This window comes from Protofrankia sp. CiP3, from assembly GCF_917627345.1.
GTDB lineage: Bacteria > Actinomycetota > Actinomycetes > Frankiales > Frankiaceae > Protofrankia.
Genome location: NZ_CAKJTM010000031.1, coordinates 16,718 through 37,558 on the forward strand (window position 1 = coordinate 16,718; position 20,841 = coordinate 37,558).

Sequence of the window (20,841 nt, forward strand, 5' to 3'; positions counted from 1 at the left end):
CGCTCTTAGGAAAACCGGTGCATGCCGTCGGCCCGTCCGGCGATGATGGATGCGGTGTCCGACCGGTCACACATCCATCATGCTGATGCGCGGGCGCCGAAGGTACCTGAGGACGGGCCGCGGGAAGCGACCTGTGCGGGCCTGGCTGAAGGGGGATGCGTGTCCGCTGCTTCCACCGCGCGGGACGGCCCAGCCCCACCGGATGGCCCAACCCGGCCGCCGCACCTCGTCCCACCACGCCCTGGCCCGCAGCCCCCAGTCCGGCCACCCCTCGTCCCGCGGCTCGCCGCTACCGTGCTCGCCCGGCTCACCGCAAGCCCGACGGCCGCCCGCTGCGTCCGGTTCTTCGATGACCAGGGCGGCCGTGTTCTCGCGATCATAACGCTGAACCTGGTCGGTGCCCTGTCCTTCACCACGACCCCGTTCATCCTGCGGCACATGATCGACCATGGCCTGGCCGTGCCGGGCGCGTCCGCGCTGCTCCCCCAGGTGGCGCTGTTGCTGGCGGTGTTCGTGTTCGACGCCGTGACCGGCGCGGCGTCCAAGGTGATCGGCTCGCGGCTCGGTGAGACGGTGACCAGACGCGTCACCGTCACCGTCCACGACCATCTGCTGCGGCTGCCGTTCGGCTTCTTCCCGGGCCAACGCCAGGGCGAGCTGCTGTCGCTGTTCGGCAACGACGTGAACGAGGTCCGCGCCGCCGTCTCCGTCTCCATGCCACACGCGGTCACCGCCGCGGTCACCGCCATGGTCGGCACGGCCACCGTCTTCGTCCTGGAGTGGCGGCTGAGCCTGCTGGCGGTGCTGCTGGCCCCTGGCGTGTTCGCGCTGACAACCCTCGGCCGGCGCCGTGGCCGCGAACTGACCCGGCAGCACATAAAGTTACGATCCGCGCACTTCGCCCAGCTCGCCGACACCAGCAGCGTCGCAGGTGCGCTGCACGTCCGGCTGTTCGGCCGTACCGGCCACGAATCGGCACGGTTCGCGACCGTTGCCGACGACCTGGAACGGATCGCCGTGCGGCGCACCCGGGTTTCCGCGGTCGCCGGGCTGATGTCCTCGGCCGGGGCCGCCGTCGCGGTGGTCGCGGTGATGGGGTTCGGGGGCTGGCTGGTGAGCAGCGGACGCACCACGATCGGCACGCTGATCGCCTTCGCGTCCGCGTTGCTGTACGCCTACCGGCCGGTCACGAGCCTGGCGGAAAGCCGCTCGGACCTGCTGGAGGCCGGCGTCGGTGTCGAACGGATCTTCGGCCTGCTCGACCTGCCGCCCGATCCCCGCGACCTGCCCACCACGACCACCACGACCACCACGACTGGTCACCACGCCGAAATCGCTGGTCAGCGCGCCGGAACGACCGTCCACGGACCGCTGCCCGGTCAGCGGTCCGCGCCGGCCGCTATCAGGGACGCCCCGGACCTGCTCATCGACCGCGTCTGGTTCCGCTACCGACAGGGCAGGCAGGACGCCTGGTCCGCCGCGGGACGCGATCCACGGCGCCGCTGGTGGTACGTGGGCGACCCCGACGAGGACCCTGCGACGCTGCGCGGTGGTCGTGGGGACACGGCCGGGGACGGCACGCAGCGGTGGAACCTGCGCGACCTCACCCTGGACGTCCGGTCCGGGGAGAAGACCGCGGTCGTCGGGTCCAGCGGCGCGGGCAAGAGCACCCTGGGCTCGCTGCTCGCCGGCATCTATCAACCGGACCGCGGCCGGATCCTCTGCGGCGGCGTCGACCTCGCCGTGATGGGCTGGGAGGAGCTCCGGGCGCTCGTCGGCGTCGTCCCCCAGGACCCGTACCTCTTCCACGACACGATTGCCACGAACATCCGCTACGGACGGCTCAAGGCCAGTGACGACGAGGTGGCCACCGCTGCGGTCGACGCCGGCCTGCGCCCGCTGCTGGACAAACTCCCGCGGGGTATCGAGACGATGGTCGGGGCCCGCGGCTATCAGCTCTCCGGCGGGGAACGCCAACGGCTCGCCCTTGCCCGGGTCCTGCTCGCCGACCCGCCCGTGCTCGTCCTGGACGAGGCCACGTCACAGCTGGACTCGCTGACCGAGAACGTGGTGCAGGAGGCGCTGTCCCGGCTGGGCACCGGACGCACCCGGGTGGTGATCGCGCACCGGCTGTCGACGATCGTCGACGCCGACGCCATCCACGTCCTGGACGCGGGCACGGTTGTCGAACGGGGCACGCACAGCGAACTGCTGGCGGCAGGGGGCGCCTACGCCCGCCTCTACGCCCGGCAGGTGGGCCAGGAGCAGCCCGCCAGCCATCAGTGATCCGGGGGGCTTCAGCGGCCCCGGGGCACAGGTCGTGACGGCGTTTCGTCTTTTCACCGCTGGCCAGTGGACGCGCCGGCCCACCAGCGGTGGTCAGGACACTCCGGCGCCAACGGCGCCAACGGCGCCAACGGTGGCGATCTGTGGCGACGGGGCGGAGGCCATCCGGATCACCAGCGATCTCATCCGGGACATCGGCGGCGTACCAGCCGTGCTGGGACCGCGCAACCGCGCCCGGCAGCTCGTAACGACGGAGCGTCAGCCCATGATCGCGAGGAACATCTCAGATCGGTTCGACGACGATGTCAGCGCGGTCGAGTGTGGCGGTGTAGGCACCTATGTCGCCTGGGTCGCTGGTGAGGATCTGGGCCGGACCGTGAAGAGCAGCCGCGATGACGACCAGGGCGTCGATGACGTCCGGTCGCTTCTTCGTGGGAAGCCTGGCCTCGGCGAGCATGGCCCCCGCCCGCTTGTACGAGTCAAGAGTGAAGGTTCTCGCGCAGGCGACGCAACCGGCGGGGACGCCCGACACGCCGCGCATGGGGGACGCGCTCTCCCGAGTCTGGGGCACGCTACAGTCCTTCAGGTACTGGCTGAAGGACTGTAGCGTCTTCGGGTCCGGTCGCCACGCCTGGGCGAGAACCGGGCCGATGACGACCGGCCGGTGCGGAGCTGCGCGCAGGCCGTGATGAAGCAGCCGTGCCGCCGAGCTGTCTCGCAGGAGCGCCACGAGCATCCCGGCGTCATAGACGACAGTACGCGCGATCATGCAACGCTCGCGGCGTCCGATCCAAGCGCGCTGCTCAGGACCCGGTGGACGAGCGCCTGCTCGTCCGTGGTCAGGGCGTCGAACGACGGCAGGCCCGTCTCAGGGACACCGCCAGCCTGCTCGAAGGCTGCCTGGTTACGCGCGTCAAGTGCCGCGAAGGTCGCCGTGACAGCATCGTCGCGAGCCATCTGCGCGACAGCCGCCGCAATCATGTAGGCGGACACATCCATACCTGCCGCCTCAGCGTGCATCCTGATCGCGGCCTGGACATCCGAGGACGTCGAGATCGTGAACCGAATGTTTGGCATGCCGTTATCGTAACACAGCGTATTACGCTGTTCTGCTGGTCCAGCACCATGCCGATCAGTAGCGCCAACGGGTCCGGGGGACCCAGAGGATCGTGAGCGAAGCGAGTGATCGTTCGAGAGTACGCGTCAGCAGCTCATCAGCCTCGTCGATCTGGCTCAGATGCAGTCCGACGGCATCACGGTAGCCGACCGCTTTGCGGCAGCCATCGGTCTGCCAGCCAGATCGCCGTGTAGTCGGTGTAGTCCCGGCAGGCTGCGTAATCGTCGGCGTCCAGGGAGTGGCACCACGGAAGCAGCCGATCTAGAAAAAGCCCCGCCAGTCCCGGAGGACGGCGGGGAGAAACTAAGATCATCTTAGGCACCCGATGGTCACGGCGTCAACCGGACGAGAGCACAGAGCACGCCGAGGACACGACCCTCCCTAGATGAGGCCCGCCGCATCTGTGCGAGCACTCTCCGCGTTCTGATCAGAACGATCGCAGCTCGTGGGGAGAACACGACCTGGTTCTCCCGGCATGACTCGACGCCGATCACCGAGATCCCCAAAAGGTGGCCGGCCGCATACCGCGATGTCGTCGCCCATCGAGTGGACGCGATCGAGCACAGCGACGATCTGAGCCTGCTGGAGAGGCCGGAGTGCAAGCGCCGGTGGCACAGCGACGGCTGGGACACGATGGAGTCTGATGACGGTCGCGTACCTGCGGATGGGGCCAGTGGCCGGCGCCGGAACGACCGACGGCTGGCCGGGCTGGTGGGTGAGCTGACCGTCTCCAGCCGGGAGCTCGCCGCGATGTGCTCAGCCCAGGTTGTCGCCGAGAAGGGCACGGCCTGCGCCGCTTCCGGTCCGGGTCAACGGTGGCCCGCCGACAGCTGGGAAAATAATGGTTTCGCATCCATTAATATCTGATTAATGCCAAGCCTACGGGCTTGTCGGCGATCGCGGGAGTGTATTGTTTCGTCGCCATTGCCAATCCAGGAAAAAGCGGGGGAGACATGTTCCGACGATTATTGCCACTGCGCCGCCCCGGGGTCTCGGAGGAACGTCGATCGGTAGAATGCCCATCGGGCGGGCGTTCGGAAGAGCGCCGACCGCTCGCGTTGCGGCGCTTGCCCGTCGTCGTCATCGCGGCGTTGGCCGTCGCGGTGGGAGTGGGCGTGACCGATCCGACCGCGTACGCCTTGGACAACTCGACCGGCCTCGTCAACGGACGGTTCGAGCTACCGCGGGACGCATCCGCCGCCGCGCCGCAGGCATGGACATCCGGCGCCTTCCAACCTACGACCACATTTTCCTGGTCCAGCTCGGTGGCCCGCGGCGGACACCGGAGTGTCAGCATTTCCTCGCCACAGCCCAACGACGCGTGGTGGTCGCAGACCGTTGCCGTGCAGCCGCACATGCTGTACCGGATAACGGGATGGATCAAGACAGTAGGCGTCGCGCACTCGACCGACCCGGTCGACGCGGGAGCCAGCCTCGGCTTCCTGGGCACCTGGGACCGCTCCCCCGGCGTATTCGGCACGTCCGACTGGACGAAGGTCTGGGTGAGCGTCAACTCCGGAGACAGCCACGAGCTGACCGTTGCGGCCCGGCTCGGCTACTGGTCCGGCACAACCACGGGCACGGCCTGGTTTGATGACATCAAACTGGAGCAGCTTGAGCCGGGCTCCTCGGCGCCCCGATGGAAGATCCTGGCCCTCATCTATCCGAACCTGGACTTCTCCTTCCCCGCGCCCGACGGCACCACGCACCACGTGGTCGCGCAGCTGACCCAGGACCAGCGGGACCGAGCGGCGCGCGCGGCCCACGATTTTGTCAAGACCGACCTTCCCGCCCTCGCCAGCGGCAACATGACGCCGAGCCTGACGGTTCGCTTCCCGACACGGCCCCTCAGTGAACTCGACCGCAGCGGCGACGGATGGTGGCCGTCGCCGGGCAACACCGCTGCCGATCAGGACCCGTCGTTCGACTCGGTCATCGTGATCTGGCCTGCCACCGGGACGAATGCCGCCACCGGCCAGCCAGAATGGATCGGCAGCGCGGCCGGGCTCACACCCCCCATGGGCACTGGGCAGACCTACAGCACGTTGATTCTCGACGCCGCCATCAACTATGGTCACCGCAACGTGTTCAAGCACGAGTTCGGCCACTCAATCCTGGACTACTTTGAGGCACTCGGGGTGGCGCCGACGCCGACCGTCAACAACCACGCCACTGCCGGGCAGTACGTACACTGCGGGACGGCAACCTCGTACGTATGGGCCGACGAGACGCTAGCCAACCCGATACCCAACTCGATTTTCAACAACACCTCCGGGTTCACCCACGACTACTACTCCGGCACCACCGCGGCGGCGGCTGATCCCAACCATTGCCTGGGCATCACCCGGACGGCCTGGCGCTACGGCGCTCCTCACGAGCTCAGGGGCATCCAGCCGTAGCTCCGGTCCGTCATAGCGGGCGCCGTGGCCGCGCTGATGCTCCGGCGCCAACGACAAACTGACCAGTGCCCGGACCGGGGCCTCGGTGCACAGCACGGCGTCAGCCAGCTCGAACAACGCGTCGCCGCGTCATGTCAGTACAGTCGTAGCAGTCTCCCCGGAAGCGGCACAGCGCCTCGAAGTCCTCAGCTGCCTCGGCGCGAGGGCTGCTCTTCTTGCAAACTCTCCATCACGGCCTTCTGGTGGTCACGGTGTCTTTGGCGAGAAACCACGATCAGCAGGAGGGCGTTTCTCGTCGGGTTGGGTCACCCGGGGGAATCTCACTCCCAGGCTCCCACGGAACGGAAGGGAACGTGACGTACGGTAGACGGCGTCAGCGTCGATCCCGTGCTTCGCCAGGCGCTCGGCGAGCGAGACCGAGAGGCCCTCGTCGAGCTTGACCTTCACGGCGCGGTGCGCAGCGGCACGAGGTCCTCCCGCGCCAGACGCGCGCCGTAGACCGCTGCCGCGCGGATCCCCGGCACGCTCAACGCCGGGTACTCCGCGAGGATCTCCCCGTCGGACATACCGTCAGCAAGGCAGTCGAGGACGACGCTCACCGGCACCCGTGTCCCCCGGATACACGCCTGCCCGTGGCCGACCATCGGGTCAGCCACCACCAGCGACAGAAGATCCTCCGCCATGCCTCCCAGCATGCTCGCCGACCGACGCGCCAGCCCACCATTACGTGATCGATCCGGGCCGTATGCCGGTGACAGCCACACTGACAGGCAAGCCGGCAGACGACCACGCACGTCGGCGGACGCACGCCCACTGATCCTCGGACGCGGCGAACGTCCACGAACGTCAGTGGATGATCCAGATTAAACTAAGGATCAGAAGGTTGGGACATGATCGTGGTCATCCAGGTCGCTGCGAGCGCGGGGTAGACGCGGCGTCGCCCGACTACCGGGCCGCGTCTGAACTGCATTTCCCGGACATACAGCTCGCCGGTCCGGCGCGGACGACCTGGGGCAGCGCCCCGTCCAGTCCCGTGGCAGGCTGGACCTCATGCAGATCGGCGCCGTCTACCCGCAGATCGAGCTCGGAGGAGATCCGGGCGCCGTTCGGCGGATTGGGAGAGCGGTCGAGGACCTGGGCTTTGCGCACCTCCTCGCCTATGACCATGTGCTCGGTGCCGTGCACACTGATCGAACGCCTCGGCTGCCGGGGCCATACACCGAGCAGGACCCGTTCCACGACCCGTTCGTGATGTTCGCCTACCTGGCCGGCATCACCGAGCGCGTCAGTTTCGCCACCGGGATCCTGATCCTTCCGCAGCGTCAGACAGCGCTTGTGGCACGGCAAGCGGCCGATGTTGATCTCCTTTCCGGCGGCCGGCTACGCCTCGGCGTGGGAGTCGGCTGGAACCACGTCGAGTATGAGGCCCTCGGCCAGGACTTCCGCACCCGCGGGGCCCGGCAGGAGGAGCAGATCGAGCTGCTTCGCCGGTTGTTCACCGAGCCTGTCGTCGACTTCTCCGGCCGTTTCGACCGAATTGACAGAGCCGCCCTCGTGCCGAAGCCGGTGCGGCCCATCCCGATCTGGCTTGGTGGATCTGGTGAAGTGGCCTTCGAGCGGGCTGCCCGACTCGCGGATGGCTTCATCTTCTTCGGTGGCGGTGGCGTCGACCACGCCGTCGATGCCTGGACACGGCTGCGTGATCGCGTGCGCGGCCTGGGCAGGTCGGTCGAGGACTTCGGCGCTGACTACGTGGCGGTTCCGCTGGGCGGCATCGGCGACCTCACGGCGCAGATCGATGCCTGGCGCGAGGCAGGTGGTACCCATGTCTCGGTGGCGACGATGGGCCGCAACCTGGACTCCGTCGACGGCCACATCGACTACCTCGCCTCGGTCGCAGACGCACTCGGCTTGTCGTGACCGGTGCCGCACCGGCGCCACGTGCCAGCGAGGGCATCACCGCTCCACCACCACGGTCTCAACGCGCTCGGCATCCCGTGGGGGCCGCCGAGCTAGAAGGGGTACGGCGAAGTCAAGTCGGCAACCATCTTCAACGGCGGAGACCCGACCGGGCTGGTGACAGATATGGCCTGGCTGTCGTGGGAAGGCGGGACTGCGATCGGGATCAGGCGTCTCCGAATACGTTGTGCTCCAGGCCAGATCACGGCCGACGGCAAGGAGGCCGGGGCCGCCGTCGTCGCCTTCGACCTGGGGATGCGCAACGGGAAACGTATGCACCAGAAGATCGAGTGGTTTTTTCCTGAATACGGCCAGCGGTTCGACCCGAACAGTTACATCAACATCCGCACCGGGGAATACCACAACAGGTGATACCGCTGACATTTCAGCGGTATCGGCCGCGCGGATCGTCGGCTCACTCAACCCCATCGTCTCCGACATGTCCCGGTTGCCTGCGGCGAACTGTTCGCTCTGCGCGGCCGCGGTGCATCCGCAGACGGGATAAATCTCGGTTACCCAAATCAGTCATTCCTCAATAAGCATACATTGTGAGCGGTCAAACCTTCGACTGAGCCGCCATGCACCCCGGCCGAGGTAATCTGGGCCCCGGGCGGAGCGAGTGAGTCTCTGGATGGGGTGTTATGGAGAAGCTGCAGTCAGATTCGGCTGTTCCTCCTGTTGGTGTAGAGCGAACGCGTAGGTCTTTTGTCGCGAGCGGCATCGCGGCTGTCGCCCTGAGCGGGCCGCTAGGGTCGTGGGGGCCGCGAGGCTCCGTATTCGCGGCCAGGGAAGCGCGTAACGTCGATGGAGCCTGGAGAACGCTGGCGCGCAGTATTTCAGGGCCTGTGCTGCGTCCAGGTGATCCAGGCTTCGCCGAGCTGGCGCTGCCCTACAACCTGCGGGCGGCGTCGGTCCTGCCGGCCGGAATCGCGCGCTGCCTGAATGCCCCTGATGTGGCTGAGGCGATCAAATGGTCCCGCAGGTACGGCTTTCCGCTGGTCGCACGGTCGGGCGGTCATTCATCGGCAGATTTCTCAGTGACCCGCGGCCTGATGATCGACACCAAGCTTATGAATCAGGCGCAATTTGACGGGCGTACAGGTGTTGCTACGATCGGCGGCGGCTGCCTGAATGCTGACGTATATCGTGCTCTGCGCCAGAATGATGCCACCATCACGCACGGGCGTTGTCCGACAGTCGGCGCCGCCGGGTTTCTGCTGGGCGGAGGGATCGGATTTAACATACGGCGGCTGGGCGTTGCCGTCGACTCATTGGTCGCCAGCCAGATTGTTACTGCCGATGGTGAGATAGTGCCGGTTAGCGAGGACGAGAACGGCGATTTTTTCTGGGCGTGTCGGGGTGGGGGTGGTGGCAACTTCGGTATTAATACCTCGTTCTCCGTGCAGACCTCTCCCGCGCCCGCCTCCGTCACGGCCTCTCGCTTGATCTGGGACGCAAAGGCGGACACTGTGCTGCCGGCCCTGCTCGCCGCGTTGGAAGACTCGCCGACCAGTCTTGGCAGCTGGACCACCGTGACTGGGGTCACGCCGAAGGAACTAGCCGCGGGACAGGACGTATCGGTGGTCTTCGAGGGACAGCTCGTCGGCCCGCCCACAGAGTTGGCCAAGATCCTCGCCCCAGTTTACACCGTGGCGCAACCGGCACAGTCGACGATCGAGGAGCTGGGCTACTGGGACGCGCAAGAGAACTTCTTCTCTGACACCCCGAAACCAACCGAGTTCCAGAACCGCTCCCTCTACTTCTTCGGACCTGTCCGTCCCGAAGCGATCGAAACGGCCCTTTACTGGCTGCGGCGATGGCCGGGGACATCAATCTACGCGAACCTGTCATTTTTGCAGACCGGCGGCCAGGCCAGCACGGTTCCCGCCGACGCCACCGCATTCGTCCATCGCGACAACAACTGGTTCATGTTGTGGTACCTGAAGTGGAGCGGCAGCGATTCTGTCGACAGCGTCGAGGCCAACCTCGCATGGCTCGGCGACTTCTACGATGCGATATCACCCTATGCCATCCCACAGGCATATCAGAACTTTCTCGACCCCTCATTGACGGACTTTCTTCAGCAGTACTACGCGACCAACCTTCGACGACTCGAGAAGATAAAGGCGGCGGTCGATCCACATCGCGTCTTCAATTTTCCGCAAGCGATCCCACCCGCCAGCGGGAGGGACATCGGAAGGATGCGCCCGACCGGGCCCGACTGGAAAGGTCGCCCGGAAGACATCCCCCGCGCGAGGACATCGTGACGGCTGCGGACGAGCCGGCCGCGTCCTGATCGCGGCCGGGGCTCCGGCGCCGCCTCGGGTGGGATAGGGGCGTCGGCGGGTTGGTCGCCTCGTCAGCTGGCCAGGGAAGTTCGGTGAACGTTTCCGCGAGTCAACGACCCTGACCGCTCCGGCCACCCGGGCCATGTCGTCACCGGCCGCGACCGCACTCGCTGGTCTGCGGGCGAACGAGGCTCGCTGCTTCAAGAACAAGTACGACCGCGTCTTCACGGTCGAGCCCCCGCGAGCAACGCCGGGCCGGCCATCGACTGGATGAGCCGGATCCTCAACGAAGGACGCGGTATCGTCATCTCCGCTCACCCGCTCGAGGCGATCGCATTCCAGGTCGAGAACATTCGGATGGCATTATGTCTTCTACGAGAACGGCCTGTCGATCAATGTGATGTACACCGTCGACGACCTCGGGAAACGGGCGGTTGGGTTCAAGCTCTCCGACGGGATGGAAATCCCCGCGGAACTCGCCTCGTTCAAGTTCGCCCGGCAGAAGTCGAAGCTGGCCGGAACCATACGCGGCTCCTACTTCATCATCAAAAACGAGTGCTGACCCCCGCCAGTGGTTCTGCCGGTCAGCCATCTCCCGCCGGTCGGGCCCCAGACCACGAGACACCCCGAATCCGGTACGCGACGGCTCGCCGTACGCCGCCGGGCGCCGGGCGCCGGCCGCCGGCCGCGCATAGCCGTCACCTCTGGTGACCGCCGTAGTGGTCTCCAAGTAGCATCAACATCAACCGTTGCACCGGAAAGTTGACCAGTCCCACCGTAGGGGGTCACGCTCAGGTGACTGTGCCGAGACAACGGCTCGGCGATCGTCAGCTGGCGGCAGCGATGATCAGGTCGGCCGTCTCCACCGGATGGCTGATCATGGCTACGTGGGAGCTGGCCACCTCGATCGTGTGCGCGCCGGCGCGCGTCGCCATCACCCGCTCGGCCTCCGGTGGGATCGTTGCGTCGTTCGCCGCCACGAGATACCAGCTCGGAATCGTGCGCCACCCCGGCGTCCCCGACGGCGTCGACAGGCACGACGCGGCGAAGCCGCGCTGGCTCGACGCCATGACCACCGCCCGCCCCGCGTCGACATCGGCGCAGAACAGCTCGTGGAAGTACGCCGGATCGATATACACGTCGGCGTCGCCCTCGGGAGCGCCCGGGTAGGGCCGGAGCACCAGATGCTTGGCCAGATCGGTGCTCCCGTCACCCAGCGCGAGCGCGGCACCCAGCGCCTCACCCTCCTCCGGCGCGAAGGCGGCAACGTAGACCAAGGCCTTGACGTTGGCGTTTCCCGTACTGGCATTGGTGATCACACTGCCACCGTAGGAATGCCCGACCAGCACGACCGGGCCGTCAATAGTGGAGACGAACGCGCGGATGTACTCACCGTCGCTGATCACACCGCGCAACGGATTGGCCGGGGCGTAACAGGTGAAGCCGAGGGCCTGAAGCCTCGCGACCACATCGCCCCAACCGGACGCATCGGCGAACGCCCCGTGGATCAGAACAATGGCAGGCTTGTCGGTAGGCATCGCGAAGAACCACTCCTCCATGACAGTCTGGACGCGAGAACAGCCCGACAGTCGGGCCGATCAGGTTTTGTGGACGGCGAGTGGACCACAGCTGGCAGCGCCGGGACGCCGTCCGCAACCGGGCGTCGGCCGCGGACACCACGGACCCATCGACCCGCCTCTTGCGAAGAGGATGCCGCGCGATCTCCGCGCCGGCCATACGAGGATGTGCGTAGCTGGGATGTGTCCAGGCTGTCGCGATACAGATGGCGGGATCACCATCCCACGCCAAACTCAACCGACTACTGGACGTGACAATCTCGACAATCTCGCTGCTGGACAACCCGCATGAGTTCTGGTCCGCTGCCTGCGGAGAACGGGTGGCTGTGCTCCACGCTCGTCTCACCGGCTGTTTCCAGGTCCGCTGGCGTAGTCGCGGCATCTGGTTGCACATGCTCGACGAAGGCGTCTGGACCGGGCTGATTACCTGGACACCGTCCGAGGTCACCATCCATTTGCTGGTGCGCAGCTTCGCTACCAGTGTCGTCGACCTCACACCGCGGATAATAGACGAGGTCGCCGACGACGGCTGGCTGACCTCAGAAGAACACTCGGTGGCGCGGGAACGCTTCGAAGGCTCGTTCGCCCGAGTTCTGGTCCCGCCGCGGCGGGCCGGCTCGGAGCCGCACTATGCCCGGGCCGCACGCACCAACCGCGAGTGACGAATTATCCGCTCGATGCCTGGCCTTTCGGATCTTGTTCCCGGACGCGGCCGAGGACGCCGTCGGCCGTGCGTTCGTAGGTGCGGCCGACATTCTTGTCGAGCTTCCGCACGACCTCGGTGTCGAGGTCGATGCCGTTCATTTCGGCGAGTGCCATGAGGTAGATGGCGATGTCCGCGAGTTCTTCGCCGAAGTCAGGGAGTCGTTTACGCCAGGCGGTGAACGCTTCACCGACCTCGGCGGTGAGCAGTCCAAACTCCAATGCCGTGTCGGTGGTGTTGAATCCCTTGTCAATCTTGTTGGCCCAGGCGCGTTTCTGGGCTTCTCGGATCTCCAAAGGTCTCCTCCGCGGGTCGGTGACGGACACAGGCAGGCTATCCGTCACCGACCGGGCCTGGGCCGTCGGCCGCACCCTCCGGTAGCGGTCCGCACACAGATGTTTTTACGTTGATATCCAGGTGGATAACTGATGTGTTGTTGGCGAGCCGAGTGAAGACCTCTCGTAGGCGTCAAGGACGGCCTCGATCGTCGCGGCCGGGGGTGCTTTACGGCGTCGCGGACGAGGAGCCGACTGCGCACGGCGTCGGACGGCTTTCGGCGTGGAGCGGTCCCGGTTCCGTGGACAGCGGACCTGAAGTCCACTGTCCGAGAGGAAGGGGCCTTATGGGGGCAACACCCCGGAAGCACACGCAGGAGTACAAAGACTAGGCGGTATAGTTGGTGTTCGGATCAGACTGGCTGTTGGCTGCGTTGCGAAGAGCCATTTATCCCTGCCAGAGCACAGTGCACCAGATCTCGTTGCCGGCGCCGACACCGCAATCCGCGATCTCACCACTCCTGACCTTTGTCCAGACACCTTTCTGTCGCCAGTGCCACGATCCCACACGGGAAAATCTTTCATGGTAGCCCTCGTTGTTAAATGTGAACGCATCAACGTCGACGCCGGTACCGTTGCCGCCGGTCGTCCCGTTGCCCCGCGGTTCCTGGCTGCAGCGGGCGTGCTTGAAAGACTCTCCTGGTCCGCCATCCCAGTTCCACACGTCACAAAAGCCATTTCCGGATCCAAGATCGAAAGTAATATGCATCGTCCTGCCGGTCCTGTTCTTCACCGCGCCGCAGAGGAAACCAACAACCCGGTCGCACGTAGCTGCGGATGCGGCAGGTGCTTCCGCAACCGCGGCCCCGGACGCCACAAGGACAACAGTAGATATTGTGGCAGCCGCTCGGGCCAGCCGAGACATTCTCTTGTGCATGGCAGCACCATCTCCCTGATCGCGTCTGATTACATTTTCCTGAAAAGCCTTACGAATGCGTCAGTTTTTCACGAGGCTCGACTTTCGCGGTTACACCGCGTCGGTTTTTCTCGAAAATCTTTTGGCCGTGCCAGCTTGGCAGGGTCCTTGGGCGGCTGGCAACGGATCGAAGCCGGGCTGGGATGCTGGGACGTTACAGAGCCCTTGACCTGTGGGAACGTGGCCTTCTGGGATACTGATCAACATCATCTAGAGATGGACAAAGCATGACCGCACACAGCTCTGCACAGGGCAGAGATCGACGAATGGCGGGCGCGCCGCGCTGTGTCGTGACATGATTCGATCACCACTGGACGAGTTCGCACGCCGACAACCTCGTCGAAGACGGTGGAGAGGATCCGGATCTCGCCGTAGACAGGTCAGAACGGCCTTCGAGAGCCGCATCGCGACTGCCTCGCAACGCGCCACGCCGGCCCGATACCAGAAGACCACCAGCCGACCACTGTCGCTGCCGTACTAGAAAAACAGCGCGGAACTCTCAGTAATGGCTCCACCTTGTGCGCCATGTCTACGAGCAGGAGACCGCGGCAGGTCGAGCCATCGATCCCATCCCATTGGTGGAGAGCGCTGATGACCCCGGCGGTGACGCCCCCCGCCGCCCGGCCTGACGCCCGGTCCCGTCGCTGACATACCAGCGACGGGACCGCCACACCCGCGAACAGTACTGTCATCAGTTCTTTGGAGAACGCCACCAGAAAGATTCAGAACGGCAGTCATCGAGAGCCACTCGATGCAGTGAAGTCCACTGCACGCCCGCACGCACACCGGCAAACTTGGTGCCTGCCATTTCGGCTAGGACAGCGGGCCTTGATAAGAAACATGCCGACTGGCCGACCCTGCATCGGTGGAGGGTCCGGGCGTAGCTACCAGCGACGCTACTATAGGGGCTGACTCGCGGTCGGACGAACGACGCTGACGAATAATCGCGACCGCCAGCAGAACAAGGCCCAGCATGCCAAGAACGATCGGCACAATGACCTCAACCATGGTCAGCTGCCGGGCAACAGCCGCGGACTTACGTGCCAGCTCCTCCTGACTGCGCGGTGTCACGGTGAGGTCGACGGCCAGCACCGGAAGGAGGTTGACCACCTGGCCGTCGATGGAGACACCGGCGAGGATCTTCTCATTCGCCGTTTCCTTCACGGCGAGGCCGGTCACAGTGTCGATCCATACATGCAGATCCTTGGCCACGGTGTAGTGCATCGGTATGGCACTGGGCAGGGTCGCATTCGCCGCAAGCAGTTTTGTCTGCACGTCGGCGGGCAACAACGACACCAGCGGGGTCAGCTTGTCCTTCGGCAACACGGCGGGCAGCGTGTGGCTCAGATCGGCATCCTGGACGGGCCCGGCCGACACCGCATGGTAGATGCCGACGCTGCGGCCGAAGTACTTGCCGTCGGCACCCTCATAGGTCACCGGGACGGTCTGTCGTGCCGCGGAATCGTAGAACTGATAGGAGTTGTCCGCCTTCGGATGTATCGGGAAGCCCACGGTGAGGCCAGACGCGGGCTCAACCTCAACGGACACGCCGGCCGGCGGCGTAGTGGCCTCGAGGGTGCTGCGGTCGACGGCATACACCTGGCTGGACGGCAGGACGGTCGGCCCCGCGTGCAGGGTGGAATCATCATGAACGATGGCGACGTCACCGCTGGTGCTGACAACCCGGACCTGCCGTTCCATGGTGAGCGGCACATCCTTCTGCCACACGTGGGCCATGTCACCGGAAGCGAGGGCCTTCGTGTCGAGCAGGGTTCCCGTCCCCGCGAAGTTGAACGATACGTTCGTGTCCCCGGGCAGCCTCGTCAGGATGGGCACGACCGCGAAGCGCTCAATAAGCGCCAGCGCGACCAGGAGCAACCCAGCCGTTCCCAGCAGGATGGATGAGCGTCGTAACGCCATCGGGGAACCTCCCATCGGTTCGGACCCGCAAGCCGTCCAGCCTGCCTCACGGGTGGTTCTGTCGAGTCACGCAACGGCGTTTGCACCGGCAACGAGTCGCCAGCCTCGCACCTGCGCAGGTGAAGCCCCCGCCGATGCAACGGCCAACCGGGCGCCCATGGTTCACAGCAGTCTGGAGCATGCACATCCATTCCGCCGCGTCCTCGGGACGGCATCGGCTGTTGTAGTGAGCATGTAGAAGGGGGATGGTACATGCCACCGACCCGACAGGCCTGCCGACAGTTCCAGGTTGCCTGCGGCCACCTTCAGGTGCCCGAACCGAGCGATTCCACTCAGGACCCGGCGGCCCTCGACGGATCGGGATGGCGGATTCCGCTCCGGTGCCCGCGCCTTGCGATCGCGGTACCGGGACGGGTCCATCAGCGTCGGGTATCGATGAATACGCAGGTAGTGGGCTTGTATACGGCACAGACGTTGATGGGCATCCCGGCGCGGATCGCCGAGGTCCACGGATCAGCCACCAGCTTCCCCGCGGGGTAGCCGGCTCACGGGCCGAGAACCATACGCCAGGCAGCGCCTGGCATCACAGGTCCTGGCGATTCGCTGGCTCAGCGACGTTTCGGGAGCCGCGTTTCGGTTGACTTCTATAATTTTTTGGACTTCCGCTCACCTGTGACAGCAGACGCTGACACGCGCTTGAATGTGAGGACAGGAAGAAGGGAGCTCACGTGGCAGATCCGATCATCGGTGCCAGCACCGATCTGGACCCGGGCATCCGCGCAAGCCCAGACACCAATTCGATCACCGACACCGCGGCGGCCATTTCCGCGGCCTTCCGCATCGGCCCCGGCGAGGATGCCGTCACTGTCCTGAACCACAGCCGGGGCGAGCTGGCCGCACGCATGGGCATCACGGTCATCGAAGCCACTGCGGACCGGATCGTCGCGACGATGCCGGTCGAGGGCAACCGACAGCCCTACGGGCTGCTCCACGGGGGCGCGTCCGTGGTGCTCGCCGAGACGGTCGGCTCACTCGCCGCGGCGATCTCGCCTGCCGCGGCCGGCCGGGCTGCCGTGGGGATCGAAATCAACGCGACCCACCACCGAGCCGCGCGGTCGGGCATGGTGACGGCGACAGCCACCGCGATCCAGGTCGGCGCGACGCTCAGCACCTACGACATCCGGATCATCGACGACTCTGGTCACCCTGTGTGTACGTCGCGACTAACCTGCCTGTTTCGCGATGTTCCGCCCGGAGCCGGGCGGAACATCGCGTAGCCAGGCCGGCGGACGGCTGCTACGGACGTCCGCCGCGGACACCGGTGAGCGGACACCGGTGGGACCAGCCGGATGCAAGGGCTCCGATACTTCAGGTCCGGCTCTCCGGAAGAGCGGCATTGCCGCATCCCGCGGAGTCACCTCGACAACGACACAAGCCACCGAGGGATACCTGCGCACCCGCCCGAGGACGAAAGGCGCCACTCGAACCGCATTCGCCCAGGCCACGGCGGCTACAGAACAAGAACAAGCGTACCGGCTGACCGCCGCGCCGCCAGGACGGTCATCTCTTACCGACACCTACAGCACGCGCACCCGGCGAATACCATAATGCCGTTCAAGCTGGCCCGGGTAACAAACACCGACAATAAGAGCGCCCGGCAATAGGGGACGCGGCGTCGCGGGGCTGGGGCACACACCTATTGCCGGGCGCTCTAAATCTTCTGATTGACCACTGGCACCGCCCGCATATTCTGCTCTCCGGTTGTCCCGCGGGGGCAGCTGGATTCGGATGATCGTCGGAGGATCGGAGGAACTGTGCGACGACGACAGGTAGTCCACGCCGCTCTCGCGGCGAGCGCGACCGCGGTGATCGGGCTGGGGATGGCCCCGGGCGTGCTTGCCAACCCGCCACAACACGGCAGGCACGGCCCGATTCTCGGTCGGTATAAACACCTTGTAGTGATCTACGAGGAGAATCACAGCTTCGACAATCTCTACGGGCGATGGGGCACGGTTGACGGCGAGCGGGTCGACGGCCTGAGGGATGCGGACAGGTCACACACCGCCCAGGTCACGCAGGACGGCAAACGCTACACCTGTCTACCGCAGAACGACGTGAACCTGACGTCGCCCAGTCCGTTGCCCACGACCTGCGTGGACGCGGCGAACGGGGTCCCCGCAAGCTATTTCCGCAACAAACCGTTCACCATCGACAGCTACATTCCGGCGAATGCCCGCACGTGCCCGGCACCCGGGGTCGCCGCGACCAACGGTGTCCTCGCGAACAGCGCGGGCAGCGAGCCCGGTGGATGCACCCGTGACCTGGCGCACCGTTTCTACCAGGAGCAGTATCAGATCGACGGCGGCAGGCAGGACCGTTACGTCACGGGCAGTGACGCGGTGGGCCTGACCATGGGCGTCTACGACACCAGGTCGTTGCCGATCTACAAGTATCTGCACGGCGCCGAGGCCCCACACTACGTGATCGCCGACCACTTCTTCCAAGCCGCGTTCGGTGGTTCCTTCCTGAATCACCAGTTCCTGGTCGCGGCGCGGGCCCCGATCGACACGAGCGCCGGAGCCGGCGGCCCAGACGCGAACCTGCACTCGGTGGTGGACGCCGACGGCTTCCCGACCACCTATCCGCTGTACAAGCCAACCACCACAGCGGTGCGGGACGCGCAGCTGACCCAGGCCTGCGGCCCAACCGCCAATCCCACGGTGGCCTGCGGCGACTACGCGATCAACACCATCCAGCCCACCAACGCCCCACACAGTTCCAGCACCACCAGGCTTCCACTGATCGACGACGCCAAGTATCCGAACATCGGGGACCGGCTGAGCGCTGCCGGCGTCTCCTGGAACTGGTACTCCGGCGGCTGGGACGACGCGGAGGCGGGTCACGCCGGTCCGCTCTTCCAGTACCACCACCAGCCGCTCAACTACTTCGCCGCGTACTCACCGGGACAGCCGGGCCGGGCCCATCTACAGGACGAAACAAAATTCATTGCAGCTGCAACGAAAGGTATGTTGCCGACCGTCAGCTTTGTCAAGCCCTACGGCGCGGAGAACGAGCATCCTGGCTACGCCAGTGAGCCGGACGGTAGCGACCACCTCGTCGACCTGCTCAAGACGATCGAAAACGGGCCTGCGGGCAAGGACACACTGGTTATGGTCACCTATGACGAGTTCGGCGGTCAGTGGGACCATATCTCCCCACCCGGCAAGGGCAGCCCCACCCGGGGGGTCTATGACCAGTTCGGACCGGGGACTCGCGTTCCGGCACTGGTGATAAGCAGGTCCCTGCCACATTCCGGCGTCGATCACACTGTCTACGACACGACGTCCATCCTGGCAACCATCGAGCGCAGCCTGGGGCTCAAGCCGCTGACCAGCCGTGACGCACATGTCGCGGACCTGTCCGGGGCGCTGCGCAGCGCTGGCGCGCAGCCGGGCCGGCGCGGGAACTAGTGATCATAAAAGCCTCCGGCAGCACAAAAAAATCATAATCGCACCGTTTTTGATCAAACATTTTTTGATCAACTGAACACCGGCTCCCCGGAGGGGGCCGCCCGCTGACCGTGCGGCGGCTCCTCCACGGTGAGGCTGGCGCCGGAGGCGCGGCGCTGGCCGCTCTTGATCCATGGTCGACACTCGCTCCGGCTGCTCTGATCACGACGCGGACGTCACGGTGCGGACGCCGACGGCTCGGCCAGACCGGCTTCGTCCGCCAGCTGCTTGGGAACACCCACCGGCTCCGCGCTGGCCCGCCCAGGGCGCAGTACCGCGGCGGCCAGCAGCAGGCCAAAGGCCACGCATCCGGCGCCGACGAGCAACCCGAGGCGGCAACCGCCGGCGAGCGCCGCGATCTGGGTATGACCTTCCGCCACAAGCGTGGCGGTCCGCTTGGTGGACAGCGTCCCCAGCACCGCGAGGCCGACCGCTGCCGAGATCTGCATGGAGACGTTGACGATCCCCGAGGCCAGCCCGGCGTCGGCGGGTGCGACATCGGCAACGGCCATGGTCAGCAGCGGCATGAACGCCGCGCCGGCCCCGAGCCCGACAAGGGTGAAGGAAACGAAGAGCGCCGGGAAATAATGGACATGCTCGCCGTCACCTCCCTGGGCGAAGAGCAGCAGGCCCGAGAGCATGACGGCCAGCCCCCCGAGAAGGACCTGTTTGGGGCCGAAGCGGGACACCAGCAGGGTGGTGATCCCGAAGGAGAGCGCGGCTATTGCGAGGGTTTGCGGCAGAAACGCCAGCCCGGTGCGGATCGCGTCGTACCCGAGGACCTCTTCCAGGTACAGCGCGCCGAAGAAGAACACCCCGTACATGCCGGCCATCACGACCGCGCGTACGGCGCTCGAGCCGACGAGGCTACGCAGTCGCAGGATCCGCGGCGGAACGAGCGGGTTCGGTGTGTGTGACTCACGGAAACCGAACGCGCCGAGCAGCGTGACCGAGACCGCGCCGAGCCCAAGCGTGTACGTCGACAGCCAGCCGTGCTCGGATGCCCGCACGATCGCGTCGATACCGACCAGCGCCGCCGCGGTGACCAGGATGGCGCCCGCCGCGTCGACCCCCCGGCGCAGGCCGGAACCGGAACGTTCGGTGATGAGAGCAGCCCCCGCCAGCAGCGCGAGAACGCCGATCGGGATGTTGATAACGAAAATCCAGTGCCATCCCAGGGCCCGCGTGAGCACGCCGCCGAGCAGCAGACCGAGCGAGCCGCCGCCGACGGTGACGAGCAGGTAGATGCTCATAGCCCGGGCGCGCTCACGCGGTTGCGGGAAGTCGGTGACGATGAACGCGAGAACGGTCGCCGACGCGAGCGCTCCGCCCAGGCCCTGCGCGAAGCGGGCGACGATGAGGACCGCCTGATCGCCGGCAAGCCCGCAGGCGGCCGAGGCCGCGGTGAACAGCGCGACGCCGCTGAGGAAGACCTTCTTGCGCCCAACGAGATCGCCCAGCCGGCCGGCGACGAGAAGGAAGCTGCCATAGCTGATCAAATAACTGTTGATGACCCAGGTGAGGCTGGCCTGGCTGATACCCAGATCATGCTGGATGACGGGCAGCGCGACGTTCACCACGCTGGAGTCAAGAATGATCATAAGCTGGGCCGTCAGGACGACGAGGAGGGGGAGCCACCGTCGGTATGAGCGCATGGCCGAAGCTGGAACGATAATTTCGCTCATAGGACAATTACTATAACATTAATTACCAAAAAACGATTTTAATACATAAATAGTTAGAATTATTAATATAATTACTGTTACCCGCACCGAGCCAGGCGCGATCGTTGCGCTGACGCGCCTGGCTCGGCGTATCTACCGCAAGGCCGT

At 65.7% G+C, this 20,841-nt stretch carries 16 protein-coding genes and 2 pseudogenes; 10 read left to right on the plus strand and 8 right to left on the minus strand.

The genetic code is table 11. The features are described 5' to 3' along the window. The first annotated feature begins 159 nt into the window (after positions 1-159). Positions 160-2,286: an ABC transporter ATP-binding protein gene (locus tag MJ797_RS13095; RefSeq protein ID WP_239334614.1), complete on the plus strand. Its 2,127-nt coding sequence runs from the start codon at positions 160-162 to the stop codon at positions 2,284-2,286. Positions 2,287-2,569: 283 nt separating this feature from the next. On the opposite strand, the gene MJ797_RS13100 is transcribed toward MJ797_RS13095, so the two are convergent. Together MJ797_RS13100 and MJ797_RS13105 are read right to left on the minus strand one after the other, a co-directional pair. Next, complete coding sequence (locus MJ797_RS13100; protein WP_239334615.1) at positions 2,570-3,055, minus strand: hypothetical protein; 486 nt, start codon at positions 3,053-3,055, stop codon at positions 2,570-2,572. Beyond that, positions 3,052-3,363 carry a hypothetical protein gene (locus tag MJ797_RS13105; RefSeq protein WP_239334616.1) on the minus strand — a complete coding sequence of 104 codons (312 nt, stop codon included), beginning with the start codon at positions 3,361-3,363 and terminating at the stop codon, positions 3,052-3,054. The genes MJ797_RS13100 and MJ797_RS13105 overlap by 4 nt, the downstream gene beginning before the upstream one ends. A gap of 466 nt (positions 3,364-3,829) precedes the next feature. Here MJ797_RS13105 and MJ797_RS13110 point away from each other — a divergent pair, with 466 nt between their 5' ends. Further along, positions 3,830-4,270 (plus strand): hypothetical protein, encoded by a 441-nt coding sequence (locus MJ797_RS13110; protein WP_374582123.1) that lies wholly within the window; start codon positions 3,830-3,832, stop codon positions 4,268-4,270. Between the two features lie 200 nt (positions 4,271-4,470). After that, a complete protein-coding gene (locus MJ797_RS13115) occupies positions 4,471-5,802 on the plus strand; it encodes a hypothetical protein (protein ID WP_239334618.1) in 1,332 nt (443 codons plus the stop codon). 6 nt (positions 5,803-5,808) lie between these two features. On the opposite strand, the pseudogene MJ797_RS13120 reads toward MJ797_RS13115, so the two are convergent. Both MJ797_RS13120 and MJ797_RS13125 read right to left on the minus strand, forming a co-directional pair. Further along, positions 5,809-5,974: pseudogene (locus MJ797_RS13120) on the minus strand (transposase); the annotation flags it as partial. Positions 5,975-6,245: 271 nt separating this feature from the next. Beyond that, complete coding sequence (locus MJ797_RS13125; RefSeq protein WP_239334619.1) at positions 6,246-6,485, minus strand: DUF433 domain-containing protein; 240 nt, start codon at positions 6,483-6,485, stop codon at positions 6,246-6,248. A 367-nt stretch (positions 6,486-6,852) separates the two neighbouring features. Here MJ797_RS13125 and MJ797_RS13130 point away from each other — a divergent pair, with 367 nt between their 5' ends. From MJ797_RS13130 to MJ797_RS27490, 4 genes and pseudogenes are all read left to right on the plus strand, one after another. Continuing rightward, the gene (locus tag MJ797_RS13130) at positions 6,853-7,722 is read left to right on the plus strand and encodes an LLM class F420-dependent oxidoreductase (protein ID WP_239334620.1); all 870 of its coding nucleotides are present in this window, start codon (positions 6,853-6,855) and stop codon (positions 7,720-7,722) included. A 165-nt stretch (positions 7,723-7,887) separates the two neighbouring features. Further along, positions 7,888-8,133 carry a hypothetical protein gene (locus MJ797_RS13135; protein ID WP_239334621.1) on the plus strand — a complete coding sequence of 82 codons (246 nt, stop codon included), beginning with the start codon at positions 7,888-7,890 and terminating at the stop codon, positions 8,131-8,133. Positions 8,134-8,606: 473 nt separating this feature from the next. Continuing rightward, positions 8,607-10,028, plus strand: a complete 1,422-nt coding sequence (locus MJ797_RS13140; RefSeq protein WP_239334622.1) for an FAD-binding oxidoreductase — start codon at positions 8,607-8,609, stop codon at positions 10,026-10,028. Between the two features lie 163 nt (positions 10,029-10,191). Then, a pseudogene (locus MJ797_RS27490) lies at positions 10,192-10,611 on the plus strand (phage tail protein). 265 nt (positions 10,612-10,876) lie between these two features. Here MJ797_RS27490 and MJ797_RS13150 read toward each other — a convergent pair. Further along, complete coding sequence (locus MJ797_RS13150; protein WP_239334624.1) at positions 10,877-11,587, minus strand: alpha/beta hydrolase; 711 nt, start codon at positions 11,585-11,587, stop codon at positions 10,877-10,879. 290 nt (positions 11,588-11,877) lie between these two features. Here MJ797_RS13150 and MJ797_RS13155 point away from each other — a divergent pair, with 290 nt between their 5' ends. Next, the gene (locus MJ797_RS13155; protein WP_239334625.1) at positions 11,878-12,288 is read left to right on the plus strand and encodes a hypothetical protein; all 411 of its coding nucleotides are present in this window, start codon (positions 11,878-11,880) and stop codon (positions 12,286-12,288) included. A gap of 4 nt (positions 12,289-12,292) precedes the next feature. Here the strand turns inward: MJ797_RS13155 and MJ797_RS13160 are convergent, their stop codons facing one another. Together MJ797_RS13160 and MJ797_RS13165 are read right to left on the minus strand one after the other, a co-directional pair. Then, positions 12,293-12,655, minus strand: a complete 363-nt coding sequence (locus tag MJ797_RS13160) for a hypothetical protein (protein ID WP_239334626.1) — start codon at positions 12,653-12,655, stop codon at positions 12,293-12,295. Positions 12,656-14,393: 1,738 nt separating this feature from the next. Further along, a complete protein-coding gene (locus tag MJ797_RS13165) occupies positions 14,394-15,500 on the minus strand; it encodes a porin PorA family protein (protein WP_239334627.1) in 1,107 nt (368 codons plus the stop codon). 821 nt (positions 15,501-16,321) lie between these two features. Here MJ797_RS13165 and MJ797_RS13170 point away from each other — a divergent pair. Beyond that, positions 16,322-16,777 (plus strand): hotdog fold thioesterase, encoded by a 456-nt coding sequence (locus tag MJ797_RS13170; protein WP_239334641.1) that lies wholly within the window; start codon positions 16,322-16,324, stop codon positions 16,775-16,777. A 537-nt stretch (positions 16,778-17,314) separates the two neighbouring features. Further along, on the plus strand, positions 17,315-18,970 hold the full coding sequence (locus tag MJ797_RS13175) for an alkaline phosphatase family protein (RefSeq protein WP_239334628.1): 1,656 nt from the start codon (positions 17,315-17,317) through the stop codon (positions 18,968-18,970). A 215-nt stretch (positions 18,971-19,185) separates the two neighbouring features. Here MJ797_RS13175 and MJ797_RS13180 read toward each other — a convergent pair whose 3' ends face one another. Then, complete coding sequence (locus MJ797_RS13180) at positions 19,186-20,694, minus strand: MFS transporter (protein WP_239334629.1); 1,509 nt, start codon at positions 20,692-20,694, stop codon at positions 19,186-19,188. Between the last annotated feature and the right edge of the window lie 147 nt (positions 20,695-20,841).